The following is a 24,211-nucleotide window of genomic DNA, read 5'->3' as shown; positions in this document are numbered from 1 at the left end:
CGTACACTCATGGTACAATAGGCGACCTTATGCCGAGCACGGTTATTTTACACATTTTCACAAAAAAGTAATCAATCGACTACACAAAGTCGAGATGGAGTTAACAGTGAGCGTAAAAATTCATTACCAAAATACGCATTTCATCACCAGCGCACCCGATATTCGTCACCTGCCGGAAGACGAAGGTGTCGAAATTGCGTTTGCAGGACGCTCAAACGCTGGTAAATCGAGTGCACTTAACCGTCTAACTAATCAAAAAAGCTTAGCCAAGACATCAAAGACACCTGGTCGTACGCAATTAATCAACCTTTTCAAAGTAGAAGAAGGTTGTCACATTGTCGATCTACCTGGATACGGTTTTGCTCAAGTACCGGTAGAGATGAAAAACAAATGGCAGAAATCTTTGGGTGAATACCTACAGAAACGCGAGTGCCTAAAAGGCTTAGTGGTTCTAATGGACATTCGTCATCCAATGAAAGATCTCGACCAACAAATGATTTTCTGGGCCATCGATAGCCACATTCCTGTGCAAGTTTTGCTAACCAAAGCAGATAAACTAAAAAGTGGTGCACGCAAACAAACTCTACTGAAAGTTCGTAAGCAAGTAGAAACTTTCGGTGGTGACGTTTCTGTTGATGTGTTCTCTTCACTGAAAGGATTAGGTGTCGATCAGCTACGTGCAAAACTGGATACCTGGTTTGCACCAGCACTAGCACACCTGATAGAAGAAGACGAACAAGAGATACCAGCGAGCGATGAAGAATAATTAACAATATTTGTTAAATTTCTTCGACACGGCCCTGCCATTTGGTGGGGCTTTTGTTTATCTGAACTAAATAACAGGCAATAAAAATCCCCGCCTTCCTGGCAGGGATAACGGGAGAGAAAAATTGGTAATTATTGTTATGTGACGAAGCATTGCTGAACTGAGATTCGATTTCAATAGGTTAAAAAGCGCTCTTGTTTCCTGTTTATCACCAAACATTCACTCCCAAAACACCCAATAGCATTACAATTCAGACAGTTAAGCCAAGCAAAGCTTCAAAAAGATGTAACTTAGTTTCTTTCAAGAAAAAATAATAGTGTGACTGGCGTAAATTTACAGGATGAATAACGCAATAAATTTGAAGGAAAAATCGAGATTTTGCAGTGACTTAGAAAGGTCAAAAAAGAAGGTTTTTAAAGGCTTACTTTAAGCTACTGATCTAAAAGAATAATTTTCTTTCGCCCAATAAAAAACGCCCCAGTCAAAAACTGACTGGGGCGGCTGAATCAGCCTAATCCAATAACGTGAAACAAAAGGTCTGAAAGATAGAACATCTTACCTCTGTACCCTACGAGTATTAATGTACAACAATTGGTCAGAATTGCAAAGAATTTTTGTAGTTTTTTTTCATGAAATTTTTATTAAGCAACATCAAAGTTAACTTTGCGCTAGCTTTTTTAATCTCAAAAAAAAGCCAGCGTTTGTGCGCTGGCTCATAATTAATTGGTTATTTTGGTCTAAAAGTGACTAATGAGCTTGATCCCAGTTATCACCGTGACCTGCTTCTGCAACCAACGGTACTTTTAGCTCTGCTGCAGATTCCATCAATTTCTGTACTTTACTTTCAATTTCGGACAATGATGACTCTTCAACTTCAAAGACCAATTCATCGTGTACTTGCATTAATAACTTCACACGACCATTGCCTTCTTCCTGAATCCACTGATCAACCAACAGCATCGCTTTCTTAATGATGTCCGCTGCCGTACCTTGCATTGGTGCGTTGATTGCCGCACGTTCAGCAGCTTTACGACGCATCCCGTTGCGCGATTTGATTTCTGGCAAATGCAAACGTCGACCAAAAATCGTTTCAACATACCCTTTATCTGCTGCTGTGCTGCGTGTGTCTTCCATGTACTGCATCACGCCTGGGTAACGTTCAAAGTATGTATCCATGTACGCTTGAGCCTCACCACGAGGAATGCCTAATTGCTTCGCCAAACCAAACGCACTCATGCCGTAAATAAGACCGAAATTAACCGCTTTCGCACGACGACGTTGCTCACTTGAAACGTCTTCAATAGAAACACCCATGATTTCTGCTGCGGTTGCCGCGTGGATATCTTTGCCATCACGGAATGCATCCAATAACGCTTGGTCACCAGAAAGGTGCGCCATGATGCGAAGTTCGATTTGCGAGTAGTCGACCGCTAAGATTTTATGCCCTGATGGCGCGACAAACGCTTGACGAATACGACGGCCAGCTTCGTTACGAATTGGAATGTTCTGTAAGTTCGGATCAGTAGAAGATAGACGACCCGTTGCGGTCACTGCTTGGTGGTAAGAAGTATGCACGCGACCCGTTGATGGGTTGATCATCTTCGGCAGTTTGTCGGTGTAAGTTGATTTTAGCTTCGCCAGACCACGGTATTCCAAAATCAGTTTTGGTAGTGGGTAGTCTAGTGCGAGTTCTTGCAGAACTTCTTCATTCGTCGATGGTGTGCCTGATGGCGTTTTCTTCACAACCGGTAAACCCATTTTTTCAAATAGGATGGCTTGTAATTGCTTTGGCGAGTTCATGTTAAACTCTTGCTCTGCAATTTCGTACGCTTTCTTTTCAAGCTCATCAAGGCGAGCGGTAATCTCGACCGACTGCGCACTCAGCTTCATTTCATCGATAAAGACCCCAGTGCGTTCAATGCGCGAAAGAACTGGCACCAACGGCATTTCAATCTCTTCGTAAACTGTCTTCAGGCTTTCATCCTGCTCGATATTAGCAAACAAGCGATTGTGCAGACGAAGGGTCACATCCGCATCTTCTGCCGCGTATGGCGATGCTTGTTCCAGTTCGATTTGGTTAAACGTAAGCTGATTTTTGCCTTTACCTGCAATTTGCTCAAAAGAAATGCAGCTGTGCTGTAGGAAGCGAAGCGCCAAGCTGTCCATATCGTGTTTACCGCCGACACTGTTGTAGATATACGATTCCAACATCGTGTCGTGCTTGATACCTTTTAGCTCAATGTCGTAACGAGCGAGTACAGACGCATCATACTTTAAGTTTTGACCGACTTTTGCTTTCGCTGCATCTTCAAGAATTGGCTTCAGCTGTTCTAGTACCCAATCACGATCAAGCTGTTCAGGCGCATCTAAATAGTCATGTGCAACTGGCACATAAGCCGCAATACCTTCATCGACAGCGAATGACAAACCAACTAGATTCGCTAGCATGTAATCTAGGTTATCGGTCTCCGTATCAAATGCAAACAGCTCAGCCGTTTGAAGTTTATCTAGCCAAGCATTGAAGGTTTCTTTATCCAGAATTGTTTCATATTGGCTGCGATCGATTGTTACCGCAGAAGTTTCCATCTCGGCTTGAGAAGAAGAAGCTTGTGAAGATCCTGCAAGCTCTACAGCCTCCACAGATCCAGAACCGCCTTCAAGTAGTTCATTCAACCAAGATTTAAACGTCAGTTGGCCATACAGCTTCACTAATTCGTCTTTATTTGGTTCCGCTTTCAGCAATGATTCTGGCGTTTCCTCAAGCTCAACATCCAATTTGATGGTCGCGAGCTCATACGAAAGCATGGCATTTTCTTTGTTGTCGATGAGCTTTTTCGCCATGGTTTTAGAACCACGGAAACCAAGCCCTGCAATATCATCGAGGTTTTCATACAACTTCGTCAGACCACCAATACCTTGCAGTAGTGCGGTCGCGGTTTTATCACCGACACCCGGTACACCAGGAATGTTATCTACTTTATCGCCCATCAGTGCTAAGTAGTCGATGATCAACTCAGGTGGAATGCCAAACTTTTCAACCACACCTTCACGATCCATTACGACGTTCGTCATGGTGTTGATCAAGGTAATGTTATCATCCACTAGCTGCGCCATGTCTTTATCACCAGTACTGATCAATACAGGCATGCCCTTTTGTGATGCTTGGTATGCTAACGTACCGATGACGTCATCCGCCTCGACGCCAGGAACACAGATCAGCGGCAAACCCATTGCACGAATAACATTGTGTAATGGTTCAATTTGACAACGCAGGTCATCCGGCATTGGCGGACGATTCGCTTTGTATTCTGCATACATATCATCACGAAAGGTTTTTCCCTTTGCATCGAAAACCACCGCGATGCGCTCAGACGCAAACTGACGCATCATGCTGCGTAACATGTTCACGACGCCGTAAACGGCATTAGTTGGAATTTCACCATTGCTCATGGTGCCCGGGTAGGCGTGAAAAGCGCGATATAGGTAAGAAGAGCCGTCGATAAGGATCAACGGATTTTCAGGAATACTTGCCATAATTGTCTGTATCCAATTCAGTACTTGAGAGATCTGCCTAGGATGCCATGACTGCTGATCCGAATCTATCTTGTTCGCTCGATCTAGGTCGCGTAAATTTTTCCGACTTTATTCACGAAAACACCACCTCCTGTGGATAACTCTGTTTATAGAAATTATCCACTGGTTATCCAATAACAAAAAACACAAGAAAACACCAACTCAAATCATTGATTTATAATAATAAATTCGCATAACGGCGAGAAGATCAACGATCCTAAAATGATCATCGCATGTGGAAAAGATATTAATAGTGACGTCAAATAGAAATCGTAGAAAAGAAAAAAGCGACCCGAATGGGGTCGCCTAGCAGAAGTGGTAAAGCAAATTCTGTAAATAGAGCAGCTTAACCAAGAAGCTATAAATTACACTGGAAGCAATGTGAGCAATGTCGTGTCAAAAAGAATTCGTGCAAGTTCTCGGAAAAATGTTTCATCACTTCTCAACTTTCAGTTAATTAACTTCTGTTAATAAGTCACTCAACGTCCTTGTGAACTTTCCTCATTACCTAAGACAGGTTTAATAATAATGATTCTCATTTCGTAGTCAACAGTTAAATGAGAAAAAATCTCATTTATTTTCACATTGCTTTAATGAAATGCACTCGAGATTCTCGAAGATTTACTTTTTCTTCAAACTTTTCAATGATATAGCCATTTCTCAATAACAAGCGAAGCATAGCCGGAAACTGGTTTCGAGATTTCACTTTTAATGTGTTGTAGCCTTGTTCTGCCACCCAATCCTCTTGAGCTTCCAAAAGCAGCTGTGCCACACCTTCATTTCGAGCTTCAGGGACAACACCACCTAACCAGCTATAGAAAACACCATCCTCTAATTCGTAACCTATTTTGAAGCCGACAATCGTGCCATTTTTTTCTGCAACGAGGATTAAACTGTTTTTCTCTTCTAAACGTTGAGTCATGGAGTCTACCGTTTCTCCTTTCGAAAACTCGGTAACACGCGCCACAACTTGAAGTGCTTCTTCCAATGTGCCTTCACGAATCAGCATTGTCATTGTTCTCTTCTCCAAAATAAAAATACCCAAGCACCTTGGATTGTTACTGTTGTAATCCGCCTGAGGTTACTTGGGTATATACAGACGAACAACTCTTGTTGGTCTGGTATTTCTCACTGAGCGATAATTACTCTTCTGTCGCTTCCGGAGTACGATTTAGGTGTTGAGCAGTTTGTGCATTCTCTTCTGCCAACCACTCAGCAACGTCTTTCGCAAAGTACGTTAAGATGCCATCTGCACCTGCACGTTTGAAGCACAATAGTGATTCCATCACAATTTCACGCTCTTTGAGCCAGCCATTCATGATCGCCGCTTTATGCATCGCGTACTCGCCAGAGACTTGATAAGCAAATGTCGGTACTTGAAGTTCAGTTTTTACTCGGCGAACTACATCTAAGTATGGCATACCAGGTTTAACCATCACCATGTCCGCACCTTCGTTGATGTCTAGCGCCACTTCGTGAATCGCTTCATCAATGTTTGCTGGGTCCATTTGGTAGTTTTTCTTGTTGCCGCCTTTTAGATTTGAAGAAGAGCCAACCGCATCACGGAATGGTCCGTAGTAGTTCGATGCGTACTTAGCCGAGTAAGCCATGATTTGAGTATGAATGTAGCCCGCGTTTTCTAATGCTTCGCGGATCTTACCAATTCGGCCATCCATCATGTCTGAAGGCGCGACTACGTCAGCACCCGCTTCTGCATGAGACAAAGCCTGCTTAACCAATACTTCTGTGGTTTCATCATTCATTACGTAGCCATCTTCATCGATGATGCCGTCTTGGCCATGTGTCGTGAATGGGTCGAGTGCCACGTCTGTGATTACACCAATTTGAGGAATGTGTTCTTTAAGCGCTCGTACTGCTCGCTGAACCAAACCTTCTGGGTTGTAGGCTTCAGTAGCACATAAGCTTTTAGCGTCTTGGTTTACGACAGGGAAAAGCGCGATTGCTGGAACGCCTAGATTTGCAAGGTATTGTGCTTCTTCTAGCATTAAATCAATCGACAAACGCTCTACACCCGGCATGGACTCCACGCTCTCACGACGATCTTTACCCATAAGAATGAACATTGGGTAAATCAGATCATTAACAGAAAGTTGGTTCTCAGCCATCAAACGACGACTAAAATCGTGCTTACGTAAACGACGCATACGGCGTGCAGGGAATGGACCTTGAATTGATACAGACACCATTTTCTCCTTGTCTGGACGGTTATGATGATCAAATCATCTGGTGAACAAAATCATATCACTCTTGATGCATGTTGCGAGTGACAATCTGGAAAAAGGTAATGAAAAAAACTGAAAATGACCCAGCACTCACACTCAAGTATACTTCGAATACGAAACCAACTATGAAGCACAGAGAGTAACGATGATCGATACCCACGCGCACATCTATGCCAGCGAATTTGATAACGACCGCAATGAAGTAGTACAACGCGCCTTAACGCAAGGCATTAATAAAATCCTGTTGCCAAACATCGATCTGGACTCTATTGAGCCCATGCTACAAACCGAAGCGGCATATCCTGACGTGTGCCACTCAATGATGGGACTCCACCCTTGTTATGTGGACAGCAATGTTGAACAAACGTTGGAGATCATCCGCGGTTGGTTTGAGAAACACAAGTTTATTGCGGTGGGCGAAATCGGTATCGACCTGTATTGGGATAAAACCTATCGTGCTGAGCAAGAAATGGCGTTCGTAGCTCAACTTAACTGGGCAAAAGAGATGGACTTACCAGTCGTTATCCACACTCGTGATTCGATTGAAGAAACACTCACTTTGCTAAGACAAGAGCAAGATGGTCGTCTGCGTGGTGTATTCCACTGTTTTGGAGGCAGCTTAGAAGAAGCGCAAGCAATCAATGAGCTAGGCTTCCACTTAGGCTTGGGTGGCGTATCGACCTTTAAGAATGGCGGGATGGATAAAGTCATTCCACATTTGGATATGCAGTGGGTCATTTTAGAAACCGACTGTCCATATTTAGCGCCTGTGCCACACCGTGGTAAACGTAATGAACCAGCCTACACTTCTCTCGTTGCACAACGTGTTGCCGACTTGCGTGATGTCGACATCGCAACCATCGATGCCATAACGACTGAGAATGCCAAAAAGCTGTTTAATATTTAATTCACGAGAATTGAAAAGGCGACGAAATCAACGTCGCTTTTTTATCACCTAAACTATTGAATGAACGATTCAACCCGTTGAAATAGTAGAACAATCCATACAAAATTATTGATAAACATAATAATTAACTAGCAACTCTACTTACTTCTCATATCGTCACTTTACTTCGTCCGCTTTGCAAAACTGTCGACAACTCGACACATTATTTTTCTATACTGATTTACGCCAATTAATTAGCACAAATGTAAAACAGCATGAATATGAAAGTTGAAGTGTGTACACATGGTGCTTACTTACAACGCGTACCGCGCAGTTTTTTTCAAAAGCTGCTGGGCATCAAGGAAGTATACGTATGCACAAAATGTGGTTACGTCATGAAAGTTAAGTAATTAGCCCAAGAAAAAACCAACCGCAAAAAAAAGCGGCTCAATTGAGCCGCTTTTCACATCTAGATTAGCCTTATTCTTCGGTTTCCGCTTCTACTTCTTCGCTTCGACGAGTATAAAAACGCGCGAAGAACAAACCGACTTCAAACAGTAAACACATCGGAATAGCGAGTAAGGTTTGCGAGATCATGTCTGGTGGCGTTAACACCATACCTACGACAAACGCAGCCACTATAATATAAGGACGTTTCTGTCTTAAATCTTCTGGTGTAGTGGCCCCAGTCCAACACAACAAAATAATCGCAACAGGCACCTCGAATGCGATACCAAACGCCATAAATAGCGCCAGCACAAAGTCGAGATAACTCGAGATATCAGTTGCAAACTCTACTCCACCAAGAGAGATGGCGGTAAAGAAGCCAAACACCAATGGAAATACCACGAAGTAGGCAAATGCCACTCCACAGTAGAACAATAGCGAACTCGAGAACAGCAGTGGCATGATCAATCGACGTTCATGCTTGTACAAACCTGGCGCTACAAATGCCCACACTTGATACAAGATAAACGGCACCGCAATAAATACCGAAGCGATTAACGTCAACTTCAGTGGCGTGAAAAAGGGTGAAGCCACATCCGTAGCAATCATGGTTGCGCCTTCAGGTAGACGCTCTACTAAAGGTGCGGAAACAAACTCGTAAATGTGGTTAGAGAAATAAATTAGTCCGACAAACACCACCAACACTGCCAAAATTGAGCGCAGTAGTCGGTTGCGAAGCTCCAACAAATGACTAATTAAAGGTTGTGTCTGCTCGACGGTAGACATGGCAAACCTCTTATTAAAAACCAGATCAAAAAGGAGCTACCAATCACTAGTAGCTCCTCCTAATGAGACTATTCGGCTTTCTTATCTGCCGCTGTAACCTTGCTCTCTTCCGCTTTCTCTACCTTTTCTGCTGCTGGCTCTGTTTTTACAGGCTCAGCCTCTGAATCGGTGTTCTTTGCGTAAGGACGATTTACAGATTGCGCTGCCTTCTTCAATTCTTCGACTGAAGATTTCAACTCAGGGGACAAATCATCCATCCCCATTTGTTCTGCTTTGCGCAAGTTTTCTTGCAGCTCTTGGACTTTCAGCTCGTGTGACAATTCGTCTTTGACGCTATTTGCCATACTCTTAGCGGCACCGATAAAGCGAGACACGCTGCGAATAGCATGAGGCAAACGCTCCGGCCCAAGAACGACCAGACCAACAACAGATATTAATACCAGTTCCCAAAAACCGATATCAAACACGTTTTACGCCTGCTCTTTGTCTTTTTTCGTTTCAGGAGCAGCTTCTTTTTTCTGCTGCTCTTCTAGACTTTTTGGTTCGAAGTCTGCGTCTTTGTCATTTTTCGCAGGTTCATCTTCGCTCATCGCTTTTTTGAAGCCCTTAACGGCACCACCCAGATCGCCACCGATACCGCGTAGTTTCTTAGTTCCGAATAGCAATACAACAATTACAGCAATGATTAGAAGTTGCCAAACACTGATACCACCCATTCTCTTTACCTCGGGTCTTTAAATAAACAAAAATATTTCAAGAGTTTAACGTCTATTGACGATAAGCTCGCCAACTAAGCAGCCAAAATGTGACACCTGCGATACCGCTGGCCAACGAAAGCTGCTCAAAAGCATTGTTCACCAATATTGCCGAGCATACGACTAAAGTGGCGCCAACGCCAAATAAAAACTTTCCTGTCGCCTGCTGGCGCTTGCTCTGACGATACCCTTGGTAAAGCTGATCCATGCGTTGGTTCATCGCTTTACCTTGTTTCAGGCTATCGTAAAGCAGCTCTGGCAGTTCCGGTAACTTCTCCGCCCAAAATGGTGCACGATCTTTAATTGCATTCACCAAAGCTTGCGGCCCAACTTGATTCATCATCCATTCTTCAAGGAATGGTTTTGCGGTCTCCCACAAATCAAGTTGAGGATATAGCTGCCTACCAAGCCCTTCCACGTACAACAGCGTTTTTTGCAACAGTACAAGTTGTGGCTGAACCTCCATATTGAATCGACGTGCCGTGTTGAACAAATTCAACAACACATGACCAAAGGAGATTTCGCACAATGGCTTAGCAAAAATAGGCTCACACACAATGCGAATCGCGAACTCAAACTCATCGACATTGGTATCCGCAGGCACCCACCCTGAATCCACATGTAACTCCGCCACTCGGCGGTAGTCACGATTGAAAAACGCCAGGAAGTTTTCCGCCAGATAACGCTTGTCTTCGCTATTAAGTGTACCAACGATTCCGCAATCTAGCCCTATCCACATTGGGTTCTCTGGATGTTCGGGTTTGACGAACACATTACCCGGATGCATATCGGCATGAAAAAAGCTGTCTCGGAACACCTGAGTGAAGAACACACTCACACCGCGTTCCGCGAGCAATTTCATATTGGTACCATTTGCTTTCAAGCCTTCAATATCAGAGACTTGAATGCCATATATTCGCTCAGAAACCATGACAGTTTCATTACTGAAGTCGGGAAAAACTTCAGGAACATATAATTCTTCGCTGCCTTCAAAGTTGCGGCGCAACTGAATGGCATTCGCCGCCTCACGTCGCAAGTCGAGTTCATCAAGCAGGGTTTTCTCGTATTCACGCACGACTTCAACTGGTTTTAAACGACGTGCTTCAGGCATCGCTCCGGCGACTATACGCGCCATTCGGTGCATCAGTTTTAGATCTGAATCAATGACTGGGCGAATATCTGGGCGGATCACCTTTAATACCACTTCTTGGTTAGTGTCTTTTATGCGCGCAGTATGTACCTGAGCAATCGACGCAGACGCCAGTGGTTTGATATCAAACTCGGTAAACCATTTTTCTAACGGACCACCTAATGCTTGCTCCATCTGCTTTTTTGCCAACTCGCCATCAAAAGGCGCGACTTGGTCTTGAAGTAAAGCTAGGGGATCAGCGATATGCGGAGGAAATAAGTCACGGCGCGTCGACATCATCTGACCGAACTTAATCCAAACCGGCCCCAGCTCTTGCAGTGCTAAACGCAGACGTTCACCGAGTGGTTTTTCTGGGTGCTTGTTCTTAATCCAAAACAAGCTTTTGCGCAGTAAAAGCGGCGCTTTGGTCAGTTGGTGATCGGGAAGCAGCTCATCTAAGCCGTATTCCAGTTGTACTTTGGCGATGTGGTATAAGCGCTTTAGTTCTGCTGGCGTCATGGTTTCTCCAATGCGGGCTTATCTGCATCCAGCTTATTCAGCAAAGCCGTTAAACGAGCTTCAATGCGAGAAGCCTGGCTGCGAACCTCATCAACTTGGTCACAGAAATAGGCCACTTCTAACGGAGCGGGAGCCAGTTTCCATTCTTCAGTCACTACTTGCGCCAGATGACGCTGGTGTTTTTCTGCTTGAGACGCAAGAAAGTTGCCGATGTTTTTTGAACCTTGCACAAAGGTATGTGCGGCGACATCGCCAGTCACGCGAGACAACCACTCTTCAACATCTGGTTTGCAATCCACCATCAACTGAGAGAATTTCTGCGCCAATTGAATATCGCCTTCGAGTTCAAGTTTATCTTGTTTAATAAGACGAGTGATGTTGGCCTGATCGCGCAGCTCTGGTAACACACTCAAGTTGAGCGATAGATAGCAGTTAGGCTGCCCTTCGTAATGACCAAGCACATCAATTTGCTGACTAAAAACGAATGTCAGTGTTTTATTGATCTCTTTCAGGTGAACTTGAATAACTTGACCTTTTAGACGCGCTAAACGACGGCCCAATGCAGGGTCGTCTTTGATCAGTGTATTCAGTGACGTTTCAATCACAGCGGTGATAAGTGGTTCAAATGGCATGCCGTTAACCCTTAGAATTTATAACCGCGATGCAAAGCCACAATACCACCAGTTAAGTTGTAGTATTTGGTGTTTTCAAAACCTGCGTCTTGCATCATGCCTTCCAGCGTTTCTTGGTCTGGATGCATACGGATTGACTCCGCTAGGTAGCGGTAACTCTCTGAGTCATTCGCAACTAGCTCACCGATTCTCGGCAACAAGTGGAATGAATATGCATCGTATACTTTAGATAACGGCTCTAGCACTGGTTTTGAAAATTCCAACACCAATAGGCGGCCGCCTGGCTTCAGTACGCGGAACATTGAACGAAGCGCTTTGTCTTTGTCAGTCACATTACGCAAACAAAAACTGATGGTGATGACATCAAAATAATCATCTGGGAACGGCAGTTCTTCTGCGTTGGCTTGAACGTAATGCACGTTACCCACAATACCGTTATCACGCAGTTTATCGCGACCAACGTTAAGCATTGAGTTATTGATATCGGCAAGGATGACATGGCCTTCATCGCCAACAATGCGCGAGAATTTCGCCGTCAAATCCCCCGTACCACCACCTAGGTCAAGAATACGTTGGCCAGGGCGAGCGCCACTACAATCGATAGTGAAGCGCTTCCAAAGGCGGTGAATACCACCTGACATCAGGTCATTCATGATGTCGTATTTTGTTGCCACGGAGTGGAATACTTCGGCAACCTTAGTCACTTTTTCGTCTTTTGCCACTGTAGAGAAACCAAAGTGAGTGGTTTCATTCTCTAACGCTGTATTGGATTGCAAACTTGTGTCCGTCATTCTAATTCCTCTTAGGCAGCGCTTTCCTCTACGGGGCGTTTGTTGACAAATAAAATCGCCCACTGCACTGCGGGCGATTAGTTTACTTTATCCTCAGCCGGATGTCTTTCTACTAACGGGTCATTTTCTGAAAATGCATCACTCTGCGCTAACTGCGCGAGGTCGGAAGAAATCGGTCGTTTAATTTCAACTCCCAAGTGTTTAAAGCTTTCGGCTTGGCGAATCACATTTCCGCGCCCTGTGGCAAGCTTGTTCATCGCACCTTGATAGCTTTGATTCGCCTTATCCAGCGCACCGCCGAGCCCCTCCATGTCGTCTACAAACAATCGTAATTTGTCGTAGAGTTTTGTCGCACGCTGCGCAATCATTTTGGCGTTTTCATTTTGGCGTTCATTGCGCCATAGATTATCAATGGTGCGCAGTGCCACCAGCAACGTTGTTGGGCTCACCAAAATGATGTTTTGCTCCATCGCGTATTTAATCAAGCTCGGATCGGCTTGAATCGCGACTTGGAACGCCGGCTCAACCGGAATAAACATAAGTACATAGTCCAAACTCTGAATACCTTTGAGTTTGTGGTAGTCCTTCATGCTTAACCCTTTGATATGTGCACGTAGAGCAGCTAAGTGCGCATTCAAAGCCTGATCGCGCTCAGCATCAGTTTCGGCGTTGAAGTAGCGCTCATAGGCAACCAGCGCCATTTTAGAATCCACAACCACTTGTTTGTTTTGTGGGAGATGCACAATGACATCAGGTTGGTAACGCTTGCCTGCTTCATTTTGTAAGTTCACCTGAGTCTGATATTCGTGCCCTTCACGCAAGCCAGATTCGGCAAGTACCCTAGCGAGCACCACTTCGCCCCAGTTACCTTGCTGTTTGTTGTCCCCTTTCAACGCTTGGGTCAAATTAACCGCTTCGCGCGTCATTTGCTCGTTCAAACGTTGCAGGTTTTTCAGCTCATGCACTAAGGTATGGCGCTCTTTAGCTTCTTGGCTAAAGCTGTCATTAACGTGCTTTTTGAACCCTTCTAACTGTTCTCTAAGCGGTGACAACAAGCCTTCTAAACTCTGACGGTTTTGCAAATCGACCTTCGCGGTTTTTTCTTCAAACAGTTGATTTGCCAAGTGCTCAAATTGTTGTTTCAAGCGTGCTTCCGCTTGTTCTAAAATTTGCAGTTTTTCGGCATTAGCTTGGTTAATTTGCTCATGGCGAGCTTGCTGTTCACGCAGCTGCGTTTCTAGACGTGATTTGTGTTCACGCATTTGACCAAGCTCATCAAAATATTGCTGGCGCTCTTGCTTTACGGCCTCGAAGTAACGCAGTTTTTCCATAGCTGCCATCAGCTTTCCGTGCGTTTGACGCACTTCAAACGCGGCTTTATCGCGCTCATCATCTAACTCATCCAACTCTTGCTGAGCATCGGCAAGGCTTTGCTTGACCTGTTCAAGTTGCTGTTGATGAAGCTGTTTTTCTGAAAAAAGTTGTTGCTCGAGAAGCTGAGTTTGGGTGATAAAACGCTGTTTCACCCACCAACCGGCAGCGACACCACTAAGCGTGGCAGCACAAAGAGAAGAGAGAATGAGAGATTGGTACTCAAGAATCCATTGCATAATAGCGAGTTAGCCTGTGTTTTGTATCTATAACAATGGTATTTAGACACTGGATAAATGTCCAGTTTGTTGGATGAAAAATCCTCGCATACACTAGGCCTTCCTATAATATTCTTTCTTCCGCTCAAATTATCCAAACCGAGCGGCACATCATCACGCAGAGGCATCATGAACGAGCGTCGCGCCCTAGGATTTGGGCTCTCAGCAGTATTACTTTGGTCTACCGTTGCAACCGCATTTAAACTCACGTTGGCAGAATTTACGCCGATTCAAATGCTATGCATAGCCAGTATCGTCTCTGCGATTGCGCTAACAGTAATCTGTGGTGTGCAAGGCAAATTGGGCCAGTTAAGCGCTACATTTTTCTCAAACCCTTGGTATTACCTACTGCTTGGGTTGATTAACCCTTTGGCGTATTACGTTATTCTGTTCAAAGCATATGACTTGCTGCCCGCATCTCAGGCTCAAGCGATCAACTACAGCTGGGCCATCACCTTAACGCTAATGGCCGCTGTTTTCTTAGGACAAAAGATCCGTGGTAAGGACTGGCTGGCTTGCGGTTTTAGTTATGTCGGTGTGATAGTGATTGCCACGCAAGGCAATCTTTTAGGCATGGAATTTGAGAGCCCGTTGGGTGTTGGCCTTGCGCTGCTATCAACACTGCTGTGGGCCGGTTACTGGATTTTAAATACCAAAAATAAGGCCGACCCTGTGGTTGGCGTTCTGCTCGGCTTTTTGGTCGCTATTCCATTCGCCATTGGTTTAAGTCTTTATGAAGGTGCTGACTGGCAGATGATCTCAGCTAAAGGCTGGGCAGCGGTGACGTATGTCGGACTGTTTGAAATGGGGATCACTTTCGTTTTGTGGCTGAGCGCACTCAAATCAACGCAAAACACCGCGCGTATCAGTAATCTGATCTTTGCTTCTCCATTTATCTCACTCATGTTGTTAGCTACCATCATCGGCGAAGAAATTCATCCTTCAACCTTGATTGGCCTGGTATTGATCATCAGTGGCTTAGTCATTCAGCAAGTCTCATGGGGCAAGAAAACCAAAGCGGTAAACGCTTCTTAATCACCTATCAAAAGCCCTAAAAAAACGATGCAATAAGTTGGATAAAAAAGAGATATAGATAACATTTTAATGATAGAAAGCACTTTACGCTGCTAGGATTTAGCTACGCGTTGGATACGATACTCACAAAGCCCAATAGCTTACGCTAGATTCTAATATAATTACCTTTGGGCGATTTAGGACTCGTTATTAATTATGTTTCGCTTCGCTATTCCTTCGCCTTTGATGGCAGACTGGCAACACGCTCTGCGACAATGCTGTGATGTAACTCAAGCTCAGGGACAGCTTTATACTCTGAGCGATACTCAGCGGTGGCTATCGACTGAGGTGTCCACCTCAACCCAAAATCATCGTGCTATCGTCGATGTGATAACGCAAGTTGTCGATCACTTTACGCCGACAGATTTTACAGTTAGCCATACCCCCTTTGAAGAGCAAACCTTGAGCATAGGACCGATTTGGCTACCTAATGGCGAATTGCTTGCCGTACTGACATTGACTCACCCTAATGATCAATCGACGGTTGTTTCGGCATGGCTAAGCGCAATGGCGGGGCGGATCAGCTTTGATATCAACTTGCACTGTCAGCAAGAACAAACGCGACATCAAAGCGCGGAAATAAAGCCAACACCAACACTACAAGAGTTTATCGACTGCCTTGAAGACCACGTATGGATAAAAGGCATGGATGGTCTTTATTCGATGACCAACCGAAGCGTAGAAAATGCGTGGCAAAAAACCAACAGTGAAATCATTGGAAAAGACGATTTTGCTCTGTTTAGCCATGAACGTGCGGAAAAATTCATTGATGCCGATAAATTGGTGGTAGCCACGGGCACGCAAAATATTGTTGAAGAATGCCGTCAAATTGATGAAAACAATAACCCCACTTGGCTAGAAACCATTAAGTCTCCTGTCCGTGATCATGCGGGAAACTTAATCGGCATTCTGGGGATGACACGTAACATCACCCGCCGAAAAATGGTAGAAACGCAGCTCTCCTTAGCGTCCCAAATTTTCAACAATTCGCAAGAAGGCATGGTCATTACAGACCGCAATGCCAACATCATTGATGTAAACACGGCTTTTACCCAAATTACAGGTTACCGCTCTGAAGAGGTGATAGGAAAAAACCCACGAATTCTGCGCTCAGGCCATCATGATCAAGGTTTCTATCAACAGTTGTGGCATCAACTCGAAAACAAAGGCCAATGGAAAGGCGAATTCATCAACAGAAAGAAAGATGGCAGCATTTATCCGCAATTAGCGACCATTAGCGCCGTAATGGACGATAAAAACCACCTTATTAACTACATTTGTGTGTTTGAAGATATCTCTGTGCGTAAGGCACACGAAGAAAAGCTGCAGCGCATGGCTTTTTACGATCCATTAACCAATCTACCTAATCGCACCCATTTACTCAGCTTACTCGAACAACACATCGAAACCGGACACAAAAACCAGCAGACGTTTGCCACCCTATTCTTAGATATCGACCATTTCAAACACATCAACGATAGCATGGGCCACTTCTGTGGTGACCAATTGCTGTCTAAGTTAGCGATTCGTCTGCAAGATGTGCTTCACCTCAATGCGCATGTGGCTCGTATTGGCGGCGATGAATTTGTGATTATTTTGCCAGACATCCATAGTGATGTTGCCTTACTGGAAACCGTCGGCGATATTCTAAGCGTATTCCAGCAACCATTCGACTTAGCAAATCACGACTCACTTCGTGTCTCGACCAGTATTGGTATTGCCTTGTACCCAAGAGACGGTCAAGACAGTGAAACCTTACTGAAAAACGCAGACACTGCGATGTACTTAGCGAAGAAAAATGGACGCAACGGCTACGCGTTTTACTCACCGGATTTGACCGATAAATCCGTATCCCATGTACGCATTCAATCCGCTTTGCATCAAGCAATAGAAAAACAACAACTCCGGTTAGAGTTCCAACCGCAATACAACTTGGAACAAAATACGATTGTCGGCGTGGAAGCTTTATTACGCTGGCAGCATCCAGAGTTTGGCCTTGTACCACCAGCAGACTTTATTCCAATTGCAGAAAAAACAGGGCTGATTCAAAGCATTGGTGAGTGGGTGTTACAACAAGCTTGTTTGCAAGGTAATGCTTGGCTGGACCAAGGCATCGAGTTTGGCAAAATCGCCGTCAATGTTTCTGCGTTGCAGCTTCAGCAGTCAAATTTCATTCAGCGATTAAGTACTATCCTCGATAACACCGGATACCCTGCCCAACGGTTAGATTTGGAGATCACAGAGAGCTTTTTACTGATCGACCCTCAACAAGCCATTGCATCGTTAAATCAATTACGAGAACTGGGTATTGAGATTTCTCTGGATGACTTTGGAACTGGCTATTCGTCTTTGTCTTACTTGAAAGGTTTGCCAATCAACAAACTGAAAATTGACCGCTCATTTGTCAGTGATGTCCCAAGTAATAGCGACAGCAACGCGATTGTGAATGCCATTATTGCCATGGGAAAAACGCTGTCGTTGAAAGTCGTCGCGGAAGGGATAGAAACTCGGGAACAAGCCGATTATTTATTCGAAAAAGGCTGTATTTATGGTCAGGGATATTTGTTTAGTCAGCCAGTGAGCGCTGAAAAACTGTTTCGTTGAACCAGCTTGATCCTCAAGTCACTCTCGCGGTGCCACGTCCGCGGAGGTGATTTGTTTTGCTTGATTTTGGGTTGATTGGCATAGCTCTAGACGATCAACCAAAATATTGATACAAACCAGCAACGGCACACCGATCAATAGTCCCATTCCGCCCCAAAGCCAGCCCCAAAAAACAAGCCAAACAAAAATCACTAACGGGTTTAAGTTAAACCTTTTCCCCAATAGTGTTGGTGTAACAAACTGACTTTCAATCAAATTGAGCAGTAAATAGATAGACACCACCGTCAGCATAAAACTGACCGACTCCAACTGAAGATAAGCAACAAAGCCAAAGCTCACCATGGATATGACAGGGCCGAGGTACGGCGCAAAATTCATCACGCCTGCAAATGCGCCCCATAGAAATGGATCTTCAAGGCCTAGAACAAAAAACACGGCCCCAACACTCAACCCCAGCCCCGCATTCACTAAAGTGATGGTGCCAATGTATCGAGATAGGTCTTTCTGTAGCGCTTTGACCAACTCAATCGCTTGGCGCTGTTTGGCGAACCCATGTAGGTAAGACACTGACTTTCGAAATAAGCTTCGTCCATGATTGAGCATAAAGTAAACCATAAACAGCACGATCATCGCTTGTGTCAAAATCGTCGGCGTAGTGGTCGCGAGCGTTTTTACCAAAGAAAATACGGTGTTGTTCCCGACCTCATCCATGCTCATATCGTTGGCGATATTCAATGGAGTATTAAGGTGATCAGCCGAAGCTTTAGTCACTTCACTCACTTCTTGCGACACATTTTTCACGATACTGGGCAGCTCAGACCACCATTGCTTGGCGGGCTCCGACATGGCGGCAAGACCAATAATTGAGGCGCCAACGAGGAATGACAGCGTCAACACGACGGTAATAGCACGTGGTAAACCTTTGTCTTCAAGATAATTAATGAAAGGGCTGCACAGCAGAGAAATAAAGGTGCTAAGCACAATAGGTAACAATATTGGCTTGGCAAAATACAGCCCTGGGACGAGTAACAGGACGAGAAGCGTTGCACCAATCGCAGTGTTGGCAGGAATGTTCAATTTCGCTGTCATAATAAGCTCAGAATCGGTAAGAAAATTTTGCGGTGAAATCCGCTATTAGAGTGGTTCGCCCTCTGTCGTCGCAGCGTTGCTTATTTGTGTTGCTGCATTTCCATTTTGCTCCGCATCTGACTCATCCAGAGAAGCTGCCGCGACCGGCTTTGTGAGCGAATCGGTAATATCAGACACGCTGCTAACCAATAGCCCCATTGACGAAATAGAAGAAGTCAGTCGAGACAATCGACCTGCTTTTGCAGCGGTAACGGCAACGACAGCACTAATGCCTAATGTCGTCCAAGGGTTTTCTCTCACAAACTTCTTGGTGGTAAACGTGAACATTTCCATCGACAAACAGCATTGCTCTAGAGACGCTTTACCTTCCATCCGCTTGATCCGCATGGCTCGATTGAGCTTTTGTAGCGAGCGCATCCCACCCCTCCTGTAATTGTTCTGTCGTATTTTTGAATCCAAGAAATCCAACTAAACGCTTCTGCCACCAGGCTAAAGCAAATAATGCCAAGCCTAATGATGTGATAAATACACCCACGGCAACATACACGTTGGCAGTTAACTGATAAGCCACCACCCCAGAGGCAAGGCACAAACTGAATACGAACAATACCAACAATAGGGTAAAAACAACGGTACACAGCAAAATCTGACGCACTGCGGACACGTTAACTTTCATCTCCAAGAGGAACAAATCCAACGTTGAACCTGACCATGCTTTTAGCGATGTCGTCAGTTGGTCCAATTGCGCAAGAATGCTGCTCAAACCATTAATGGTTTGTTGGATATCCTGTTCTTCTGCCCCATCAGGGGCTCGGCCGCTGTCTGAAGCCGCCGAGCCTGATTGCTGATTGGTAACTTGCCCTGAGTTATTCATGTGAAGCCTCGCCTTTCTGTTGTGTGGCTTAATCCTTGGTGACCACTATTATTTGATCAGCTTCGAAACCGCCCAACCAGCAAGGAAGGCGCAGCCTATGCTCAGCAATGGGCGCTCCTTGATTACATTTTCTGCCGACTTAGTCGCCTGCTGAACTTGCTGCGCACCGACATCCAGCTTCTCTTTGGCTTGGTCTTTCATCGCGCCAACGGCTTCCGTCGTGGCTTGTTCCGCTAAGTGATATGCTTCTTCTAACTGCTCTTGAGGTTTTACTGTGCTTTCTTTTGTAGTAGCCATAACTAGCCTCCATTAATGAGTTGAATAGTGAATCAAGTGAAACAATGTTTGACCTCACTTACTCCCTACAAAGCCATATCCATGCCAGAATTTTAAATTATTGTTTTTTATTGATTTTATTTTTATTTCGATAAAAAGCCGTATCTGTACGTGTAATTCTTTCCAGGCTTTCCCCGCCATTCTTGTAATTTTTTCTTAGCGCCTTACCGACTGTTAGCAAGTTATTGCAAAACAAGATATTAAGTCACTGATTAATAAGACTTAAAGTTCATTGGCATACAACCTGCAATTGAAGATGAACATCGTGTTTGTATTCCATACGCTCAAACACCCCTATCACCAGTAAATAAGGAGTGGCATATGAAAAATGAAAACATCGCCTCAATCATTGAGCTTATCGAAAGCGGAAATGAAATTTACAACAAGGCCATCGAGAACATCGACAACACTTCTTTGAATAATGTGTTGGTAGAACTGCTCAGAGTACGTGAGCGTGCAGTCATTGAGCTCACTCCCTACTCTCTAGCAAGTAACAATGAAGAATCTGCCGACGACACTCCGGTTTCCTACACCATCAAGGCGCGTGAGGTCTACAGCGACGTGATGAAGGAAGTGTCCTCTGACAAAGAGTCTATGTATTTAGAACAGCTTGAAGGTGTCGAAAGCAAGGTACTCAAAGAGATTGAGAATTTGATTACTTCCCACCCAGAGCAGGCGGATAACTCGGTTCTGCTGAAAGTTCGTAGCGATATAAAAAGCTGCAAAGAAAAACTCAGCAGCATCAGCCTTATTAGCTAAAACTTGGTGGTCGCCTTTGCAATAAAGCTCGGTATTGATCAAAGAAATGGCCAACTTGCTTTGGCCATTTCTGACAAGCCCACAGGCGCATTAACATAACCATCACGAGAAATGTCCCACGACAATAGTCATAAATAAAGAGGTCACTATGACATTGGATAACAATCGAGTAAGGGAGCTACTCGTAAAAATGACACACCATCGCCAAACGTGTTTGCCTCTCGTTAACCCGCAATCACATATGACACTCGCAAGAGCGGCATATCGATTCGTGAAAATAGAAAAAGTGATGATCAAAAAGATGGCGAAGCTGTTCTTCGATCAAGATGGTGAACAATTCATTGCAGAAAATGCCACCGAATACGGCGTTGCCGAGTTAGGCAATTACAAAGAAATGCATTTTATGAATAAATTACTGTTAGATGATTTAAAAGCCCTGCTTAGAGCCATTGACGACACCAACTTAACCGCACTTGTTTCTTATTGGTTAGCTGCTTTACAAGTTGAAAACGATGAAATTGAAAAGCACTTACCTCAGGGTGAGTAATTATACTCGCCCTTCTTTCTTTCACTTTGTTTAACCCTCATCCCCAATCAACCTAGTAAAAGGTGCAGATAGAAAAAAGCCGCTGCATCTACTACGCAGCGACCTTGATAGCCTTTTTACGACGCACACCAAATCATCAAACAACACAGAAAAAGCGCCATGTAGAATACGAAGCAAATGGCGCGTTATCCGCGGATTATCTGTGTTAAAGCGAAGCTGATTTACGTCTCTGGCTTGGAACAAATACGTTCAATGACTTTGGACGCAGCTTGATTGCCAGTTGCTCATCAGAATACAGTTCACCATCAATCACATACTCAATCGGTTTATTCGCAGAAATAGTGACGCTCTGAGCCGTCGCGTATTGAAAATGTGTCGATTCTTCCTGTGCGCCTACGCTCGTTAATGTCAGATCCGACAATGCGATAAGACGTCCGCCTAAAGACTCGGTGTTATCTAAATATGTGATATGCAGCTTGCCATCATCAGGCTGCGGCGCATCACCACCTTGGGCAAGCAACGTACTAAATGGAGCGATATTCGCAACGACAAAACTATGGACTTCAAGCGTTTGTGTATTATTGTCGTGGTTTCCATCTCCAGTTGGAGCATCTAACGAAACGGTTAAAGCTTGCGTTTCTTCCGCCACTACAGCATTAAAAAAGCCGGTGAGGTAAGCGAGTTGTCCAAAAACATTTTTCTCTTCTCGCTGAGCGTGCTCGATCATTTTCTGTTCTAGCCCAATGCCTAAGACCAATAAAATAAGCCGCTGATTACATTCCGCAGTATCAATACGTTGGCAGTGTCCGCCAAGCAACGCTTCACACGCTTTTTCGACCGGTGAGAATTTTGCGCCAACGCCATAGAGCACATGACATAACGCATTGGCAGTTCCGAGCGGAACAATACCGAGTTTGAGGTCGGTATCCACCAATTGGCTCGCCACCTCTGTTACTGTGCCATCGCCACCAGCTACGATGATTTGCTTAGCTCCACTTTCTTTTGCCTGTTGTGTTAGCTGCTCGGCGCTGAGGTTTGTGGTGGTTTGATGAATACTCAAGCGATATTTTTTGGTTAGTTCACGAATCAAGTGCTGTTCGTTTTCCTCCCATTTGCCGCCACCTGCAACAGGGTTAACCACCATCCAAGTGGATTGATCCAGCCCCAGTACGCCTTTTTCACTGATCGCTCGTAACGTCCTAATCTGTAATTTATTCAATCTCGCGGTACTGCGTACGTCATTGATTTTTTTCATCACGGATTCAACCGTCAGTGACGGGTCTTTGCTCAGTAAATACGCCGCCACAACAAACACTGAACGACCACGCCCTAACGCACAATGCACAACCACTGCCCGCGAGCACGAGATTTGAGTATCAATCCAGTTAATCGCATGGCGAAGGCGCTCTAGCGTCGGGGCTTTGTGGTCGAGTACCGGAATCGAAAGGTAATGAAACTGCTTGTCGGTCATCGCACTTTCAAGGCCTGCAAATTCTGCGGTGACATCGACAATACAAGAGATTTCATTGGATTCGAGAAAATCTAAGTCACTCTGAAACAAACGGCGAGATAGGTATAAATTGTCGCTGACTTTTTGGATTGGAGGCACTGTATCACGCCGTCTTTCCCAGGCGTTATACGCTCTAGCCCCCAATAGAAATGGGATGAATGCCCAGCGAATCCACCTGACAATCTTGCCATCTTGGTTTTTTCTAAAAATAGAGGGAATGTCGAATACGTAGGCTACGCTGACCAACGCTAAAGAAAGAGATATCCACAAGAACAGCAAACTAACGATAATTTGAGGCGTATATATAGCGGCCAATAAACTGATCAGAGCGCCAAGAATATAATATTTGATGATAAACATTCGCTCTCCTTGCCTTCAGCGAGTGCACTTTTTAGTGGAAGTTAGAATACGCGGGGGATTGAGCTTGGATACATGAACTTGAGTAAACGCCTTGATTGAGTGCCTTCCCGTGCCGAAATGGCACGAAAAGGTCCAACACTCTACCTAGCTTGCCATCTCTTCAACATAACCATCCGCTAGTTTCATTTTCTGCTTATCGGTCATTACCTTGCCGGCTAACTGGAAGAAACGCTGTTCTTCTTCCTCAAGATGGTGCAACACTTTGTGACGCAAGGTTTTCATTAGGTTGAGCCACGCTGGCGAGCTCATATCGGTTGCATCAAGCTGTGCAATCACTTTATCAATTTCATGATGCTCTGCGATGCCATGGCGAGTGAGATCAATGGTCTTATCGCTATCTATTAAAGGCGCGTAGAAAAATCGCTCTTCTGCCGCTGCGTGCTGTTCGAGTTCCTCTTTAAGGTTGTGGTAAAACTCTTCACGAGCGGGGGAATCTCCAGACGTTTCCATCAGAGCATCGAGTAAAAGGCGCTGCTTTTCATGACTCTCTTTCAGTACATCAAATATGTTTTTCATCTTTGACTCCTTATCTGATTGTAAACAATTGGGACAAAAGGAAGGGCGGTGATTGACCGCCCCTCTCTTACATAGCTATGCGTAAAAAACCTAACCTGATTCGGCTAACAGTCTTGGTCTTCAGCGTTTAGATTTTCTTTAATGTTTTCACATTCATCTTCAATCGCATTTTGGGTTTCTTCGGCGGCTTCATCTATCTTTTTGCCGGCCTGTTCCATTGGCCCTTCTTCACTACAAGCTGCCAACGCAAACACCAAACCGAATACTGCGGCGATACGGTAAATAAATGACGTAAGTTGCATGGAA

23 protein-coding genes are annotated in these 24,211 nt (G+C 44.7%); 6 read left to right on the top strand and 17 right to left on the bottom strand.

Annotated features, from left to right (window positions below; all coding sequences use genetic code 11):
- The first annotated feature begins 106 nt into the window (after window positions 1–106).
- Window positions 107–766, top strand: coding sequence for a ribosome biogenesis GTP-binding protein YihA/YsxC (gene yihA, locus R7E00_RS10615; RefSeq protein ID WP_017635019.1), 660 nt, complete (start codon window positions 107–109; stop codon window positions 764–766).
- A gap of 747 nt (window positions 767–1,513) precedes the next feature.
- Here yihA and polA read toward each other — a convergent pair.
- The 3 genes from polA to hemB all read right to left on the bottom strand — a co-directional run bounded on the left by polA (window position 1,514) and on the right by hemB (window position 6,543).
- Window positions 1,514–4,300, bottom strand: coding sequence for a DNA polymerase I (polA, locus tag R7E00_RS10610; protein WP_005379246.1), 2,787 nt, complete (start codon window positions 4,298–4,300; stop codon window positions 1,514–1,516).
- A 619-nt stretch (window positions 4,301–4,919) separates the two neighbouring features.
- Window positions 4,920–5,354, bottom strand: coding sequence for a GNAT family N-acetyltransferase (locus R7E00_RS10605; RefSeq protein ID WP_005379245.1), 435 nt, complete (start codon window positions 5,352–5,354; stop codon window positions 4,920–4,922).
- 127 nt (window positions 5,355–5,481) lie between these two features.
- The gene (gene hemB, locus R7E00_RS10600) at window positions 5,482–6,543 is read right to left on the bottom strand and encodes a porphobilinogen synthase (protein WP_031777176.1); all 1,062 of its coding nucleotides are present in this window, start codon (window positions 6,541–6,543) and stop codon (window positions 5,482–5,484) included.
- Window positions 6,544–6,727: 184 nt separating this feature from the next.
- Between hemB and R7E00_RS10595 the strand changes: the two genes are divergently transcribed.
- A complete protein-coding gene (locus R7E00_RS10595) occupies window positions 6,728–7,489 on the top strand; it encodes a TatD family hydrolase (RefSeq protein ID WP_262606308.1) in 762 nt (253 codons plus the stop codon).
- Between the two features lie 459 nt (window positions 7,490–7,948).
- Here R7E00_RS10595 and tatC read toward each other — a convergent pair whose 3' ends face one another.
- The 7 genes from tatC to rmuC form a co-directional block, all read right to left on the bottom strand.
- Window positions 7,949–8,701: a twin-arginine translocase subunit TatC gene (gene tatC / locus R7E00_RS10590; RefSeq protein ID WP_005379234.1), complete on the bottom strand. Its 753-nt coding sequence runs from the start codon at window positions 8,699–8,701 to the stop codon at window positions 7,949–7,951.
- A gap of 68 nt (window positions 8,702–8,769) precedes the next feature.
- Complete coding sequence (tatB, locus tag R7E00_RS10585; RefSeq protein WP_005382959.1) at window positions 8,770–9,168, bottom strand: Sec-independent protein translocase protein TatB; 399 nt, start codon at window positions 9,166–9,168, stop codon at window positions 8,770–8,772.
- Window positions 9,169–9,171: 3 nt separating this feature from the next.
- Window positions 9,172–9,417, bottom strand: coding sequence for a Sec-independent protein translocase subunit TatA (gene tatA / locus R7E00_RS10580; RefSeq protein WP_005382958.1), 246 nt, complete (start codon window positions 9,415–9,417; stop codon window positions 9,172–9,174).
- A gap of 52 nt (window positions 9,418–9,469) precedes the next feature.
- A complete protein-coding gene (gene ubiB / locus R7E00_RS10575; protein WP_262606309.1) occupies window positions 9,470–11,104 on the bottom strand; it encodes a ubiquinone biosynthesis regulatory protein kinase UbiB in 1,635 nt (544 codons plus the stop codon).
- The gene (locus R7E00_RS10570) at window positions 11,101–11,736 is read right to left on the bottom strand and encodes an SCP2 domain-containing protein (protein ID WP_005379213.1); all 636 of its coding nucleotides are present in this window, start codon (window positions 11,734–11,736) and stop codon (window positions 11,101–11,103) included. The genes ubiB and R7E00_RS10570 overlap by 4 nt, the downstream gene beginning before the upstream one ends.
- A gap of 11 nt (window positions 11,737–11,747) precedes the next feature.
- On the bottom strand, window positions 11,748–12,527 hold the full coding sequence (gene ubiE / locus R7E00_RS10565) for a bifunctional demethylmenaquinone methyltransferase/2-methoxy-6-polyprenyl-1,4-benzoquinol methylase UbiE (protein ID WP_005379210.1): 780 nt from the start codon (window positions 12,525–12,527) through the stop codon (window positions 11,748–11,750).
- A gap of 77 nt (window positions 12,528–12,604) precedes the next feature.
- The gene (gene rmuC, locus R7E00_RS10560) at window positions 12,605–14,137 is read right to left on the bottom strand and encodes a DNA recombination protein RmuC (protein WP_136976613.1); all 1,533 of its coding nucleotides are present in this window, start codon (window positions 14,135–14,137) and stop codon (window positions 12,605–12,607) included.
- A gap of 168 nt (window positions 14,138–14,305) precedes the next feature.
- Between rmuC and R7E00_RS10555 the strand changes: the two genes are divergently transcribed.
- Window positions 14,306–15,211 (top strand): DMT family transporter, encoded by a 906-nt coding sequence (locus R7E00_RS10555; protein WP_005379208.1) that lies wholly within the window; start codon window positions 14,306–14,308, stop codon window positions 15,209–15,211.
- Window positions 15,212–15,406: 195 nt separating this feature from the next.
- Window positions 15,407–17,854, top strand: coding sequence for an EAL domain-containing protein (locus tag R7E00_RS10550; protein WP_136976612.1), 2,448 nt, complete (start codon window positions 15,407–15,409; stop codon window positions 17,852–17,854).
- 18 nt (window positions 17,855–17,872) lie between these two features.
- On the opposite strand, the gene R7E00_RS10545 is transcribed toward R7E00_RS10550, so the two are convergent.
- The 4 genes from R7E00_RS10545 to R7E00_RS10530 are packed head-to-tail and all read right to left on the bottom strand — an operon-like array spanning window position 17,873 to window position 20,114.
- Complete coding sequence (locus R7E00_RS10545) at window positions 17,873–18,943, bottom strand: AI-2E family transporter (protein WP_005379202.1); 1,071 nt, start codon at window positions 18,941–18,943, stop codon at window positions 17,873–17,875.
- A gap of 45 nt (window positions 18,944–18,988) precedes the next feature.
- Window positions 18,989–19,315, bottom strand: a complete 327-nt coding sequence (locus R7E00_RS10540; protein ID WP_136976611.1) for a hypothetical protein — start codon at window positions 19,313–19,315, stop codon at window positions 18,989–18,991.
- Window positions 19,305–19,817, bottom strand: a complete 513-nt coding sequence (locus R7E00_RS10535) for a hypothetical protein (protein WP_136976610.1) — start codon at window positions 19,815–19,817, stop codon at window positions 19,305–19,307. The genes R7E00_RS10540 and R7E00_RS10535 overlap by 11 nt, the downstream gene beginning before the upstream one ends.
- A 48-nt stretch (window positions 19,818–19,865) precedes the next feature.
- A complete protein-coding gene (locus R7E00_RS10530) occupies window positions 19,866–20,114 on the bottom strand; it encodes a hypothetical protein (protein WP_005379196.1) in 249 nt (82 codons plus the stop codon).
- A 360-nt stretch (window positions 20,115–20,474) separates the two neighbouring features.
- On the opposite strand from R7E00_RS10530, the gene R7E00_RS10525 reads away from it, so the two are divergent.
- Window positions 20,475–20,912 carry a DUF2383 domain-containing protein gene (locus tag R7E00_RS10525; protein WP_005379194.1) on the top strand — a complete coding sequence of 146 codons (438 nt, stop codon included), beginning with the start codon at window positions 20,475–20,477 and terminating at the stop codon, window positions 20,910–20,912.
- A gap of 148 nt (window positions 20,913–21,060) precedes the next feature.
- Window positions 21,061–21,459, top strand: a complete 399-nt coding sequence (locus tag R7E00_RS10520; RefSeq protein WP_005379193.1) for a hypothetical protein — start codon at window positions 21,061–21,063, stop codon at window positions 21,457–21,459.
- 205 nt (window positions 21,460–21,664) lie between these two features.
- On the opposite strand, the gene R7E00_RS10515 is transcribed toward R7E00_RS10520, so the two are convergent.
- From R7E00_RS10515 to R7E00_RS10505, 3 genes are all read right to left on the bottom strand, one after another.
- Window positions 21,665–23,329 (bottom strand): diacylglycerol kinase family protein, encoded by a 1,665-nt coding sequence (locus R7E00_RS10515; RefSeq protein ID WP_047103710.1) that lies wholly within the window; start codon window positions 23,327–23,329, stop codon window positions 21,665–21,667.
- Between the two features lie 144 nt (window positions 23,330–23,473).
- Window positions 23,474–23,905, bottom strand: a complete 432-nt coding sequence (locus R7E00_RS10510) for a hemerythrin domain-containing protein (protein ID WP_005379185.1) — start codon at window positions 23,903–23,905, stop codon at window positions 23,474–23,476.
- Between the two features lie 104 nt (window positions 23,906–24,009).
- Window positions 24,010–24,207, bottom strand: a complete 198-nt coding sequence (locus tag R7E00_RS10505) for a hypothetical protein (protein ID WP_005394413.1) — start codon at window positions 24,205–24,207, stop codon at window positions 24,010–24,012.
- Between the last annotated feature and the right edge of the window lie 4 nt (window positions 24,208–24,211).

The sequence above is a fragment of the Vibrio sp. Vb1755 genome, assembly GCF_033338635.1.
In the GTDB taxonomy this organism is placed as follows: Bacteria; Pseudomonadota; Gammaproteobacteria; order Enterobacterales; family Vibrionaceae; genus Vibrio; species Vibrio alginolyticus.
Note: the sequence above shows the minus strand (reverse complement) of the source record. Positions and strands in the feature narration are given on the sequence as shown.

What these genes read in the sequence shown, in the direction of transcription:
- R7E00_RS10535 (WP_136976610.1), bottom strand. Translation starts at nt 19,817, where the DNA reads ATGAATAACTCAGGGCAAGTTACCAATCAGCAATCAGGCTCGGCGGCT.
- ubiB (WP_262606309.1), bottom strand. Translation starts at nt 11,104, where the DNA reads ATGACGCCAGCAGAACTAAAGCGCTTATACCACATCGCCAAAGTACAA.
- R7E00_RS10540 (WP_136976611.1), bottom strand. Translation starts at nt 19,315, where the DNA reads ATGGAAGGTAAAGCGTCTCTAGAGCAATGCTGTTTGTCGATGGAAATG.
- R7E00_RS10555 (WP_005379208.1), top strand. Translation starts at nt 14,306, where the DNA reads ATGAACGAGCGTCGCGCCCTAGGATTTGGGCTCTCAGCAGTATTACTT.
- tatA (WP_005382958.1), bottom strand. Translation starts at nt 9,417, where the DNA reads ATGGGTGGTATCAGTGTTTGGCAACTTCTAATCATTGCTGTAATTGTT.
- R7E00_RS10595 (WP_262606308.1), top strand. Translation starts at nt 6,728, where the DNA reads ATGATCGATACCCACGCGCACATCTATGCCAGCGAATTTGATAACGAC.
- R7E00_RS10570 (WP_005379213.1), bottom strand. Translation starts at nt 11,736, where the DNA reads ATGCCATTTGAACCACTTATCACCGCTGTGATTGAAACGTCACTGAAT.
- R7E00_RS10605 (WP_005379245.1), bottom strand. Translation starts at nt 5,354, where the DNA reads ATGACAATGCTGATTCGTGAAGGCACATTGGAAGAAGCACTTCAAGTT.
- ubiE (WP_005379210.1), bottom strand. Translation starts at nt 12,527, where the DNA reads ATGACGGACACAAGTTTGCAATCCAATACAGCGTTAGAGAATGAAACC.
- R7E00_RS10520 (WP_005379193.1), top strand. Translation starts at nt 21,061, where the DNA reads ATGACATTGGATAACAATCGAGTAAGGGAGCTACTCGTAAAAATGACA.
- tatC (WP_005379234.1), bottom strand. Translation starts at nt 8,701, where the DNA reads ATGTCTACCGTCGAGCAGACACAACCTTTAATTAGTCATTTGTTGGAG.
- R7E00_RS10505 (WP_005394413.1), bottom strand. Translation starts at nt 24,207, where the DNA reads ATGCAACTTACGTCATTTATTTACCGTATCGCCGCAGTATTCGGTTTG.
- R7E00_RS10510 (WP_005379185.1), bottom strand. Translation starts at nt 23,905, where the DNA reads ATGAAAAACATATTTGATGTACTGAAAGAGAGTCATGAAAAGCAGCGC.
- polA (WP_005379246.1), bottom strand. Translation starts at nt 4,300, where the DNA reads ATGGCAAGTATTCCTGAAAATCCGTTGATCCTTATCGACGGCTCTTCT.
- rmuC (WP_136976613.1), bottom strand. Translation starts at nt 14,137, where the DNA reads ATGCAATGGATTCTTGAGTACCAATCTCTCATTCTCTCTTCTCTTTGT.
- R7E00_RS10530 (WP_005379196.1), bottom strand. Translation starts at nt 20,114, where the DNA reads ATGGCTACTACAAAAGAAAGCACAGTAAAACCTCAAGAGCAGTTAGAA.
- R7E00_RS10525 (WP_005379194.1), top strand. Translation starts at nt 20,475, where the DNA reads ATGAAAAATGAAAACATCGCCTCAATCATTGAGCTTATCGAAAGCGGA.
- R7E00_RS10545 (WP_005379202.1), bottom strand. Translation starts at nt 18,943, where the DNA reads ATGACAGCGAAATTGAACATTCCTGCCAACACTGCGATTGGTGCAACG.
- R7E00_RS10515 (WP_047103710.1), bottom strand. Translation starts at nt 23,329, where the DNA reads ATGTTTATCATCAAATATTATATTCTTGGCGCTCTGATCAGTTTATTG.
- R7E00_RS10550 (WP_136976612.1), top strand. Translation starts at nt 15,407, where the DNA reads ATGTTTCGCTTCGCTATTCCTTCGCCTTTGATGGCAGACTGGCAACAC.